Annotated in this window: 1 protein-coding gene; it reads right to left on the minus strand. The window is 48.2% G+C overall.

What is annotated here, in order from left to right; all coding sequences use genetic code 11:
- Nucleotides 1-6: 6 nt before the first annotated feature.
- Nucleotides 7-1,153 (minus strand): IS3 family transposase gene (locus GSF01_RS29125; protein WP_456238679.1). Its coding sequence is split into 2 segments (ribosomal slippage): nt 7-883 and nt 882-1,153, totalling 1,149 coding nucleotides; the frame shifts between segments, so codons are not numbered across the junction.

Genomic DNA, 1,153 nt, shown 5'->3' on the forward strand with positions numbered 1-1,153 from the left:
TAGTTTTTAGGATGCGATTTCTTCGATACAATGGGCGTAAAATTGATCGGGTTTCGCTTCATTAAGAGATTGATGAGGGCGTTCCTGGTTGTAAAAGTGGACATAGCGAGCTATCCCTTTTCGTAGCGCACGAGGGTCTTCGTATTCATTCAAATAGATGCACTCGTATTTGAGCGAGCGGAAATATCGCTCTGTGCGACTGTTATCCGTTGCCCGGCCCTTACCATCCATGGATACCTTGACGCCTTCCTTCTCCAATAGCTCGAGGTAATCGGCATTGGTGAAGTGAGACCCCTGATCGCTGTTCATGATCTCCGGCTTGCAGCGACTAAATGCACGTTTAAGACACCTGAGTACAAAGCTCTTCTCAAGGGTACTAGATAGCTCATAATCGATCACTTTGCGGCTGTACCAGTCGATGATGTTGAATAGGTACATGAAGCCTTTGCCCATCCGTAGATAGGTGATGTCAATTCCCCAGACCTGGTTCGGCCGGTCGATCGATAGGCCGCGAAGCAAATAGGGACGAACATACTTGGCATGGAATCGTTTGCTCAAGTTCGGCTTCGGATAGATCGCTTCGAGCCCCATGTGCTGCATGAGACGGCGTACACGCTTACGGTTGACCTCGAAGCCTTGGTCTCGAAGGAATCTGGTCATACGCCGATAACCGAAATAAGGGTGCTTCATATAGATCTCATCGATCCGATGCATGAACTGTACATTCTCTTCGTTTTCACGTTTCTCATTGCTGGGCCGATAGACACTTGTCCTATTCACACCCAGCAGATCCGTCTGGCGCTTAATTGTGATCTCTGTGTTGTCACGCTCTACCATGGTTTTACGAGCTTCAAGCGGTTCATTTAAGGCCAGATTTTTTTTTGAGCCAGTCGACCTCTACTGTAAGTTGGCCAACCAGCTTTTCTAGATGTTCTTGTTTGCTTTCGTACTCCTTCTTCAGTTTGTCGGCCTCACTGGTCTTCTTCTCAAAGACCGTGGAAGCACGCTCTAGAAACTCAGCCTTCCACCGGCTAACCATAACCGGGCTCATTTCGTACTTGGCAGCTATTTCGTTCACGGTCTGCTCCTCCCGGAGGACCTCCAGCACAACCTTTGTTTTAAACTCTGAGGTATATCGGTTCCGTTTTTCCAT

Origin of the sequence: Paenibacillus puerhi, from assembly GCF_009846885.1 — a bacterium.
In the GTDB taxonomy this organism is placed as follows: Bacteria; Bacillota; Bacilli; order Paenibacillales; family NBRC-103111; genus Paenibacillus_G; species Paenibacillus_G puerhi.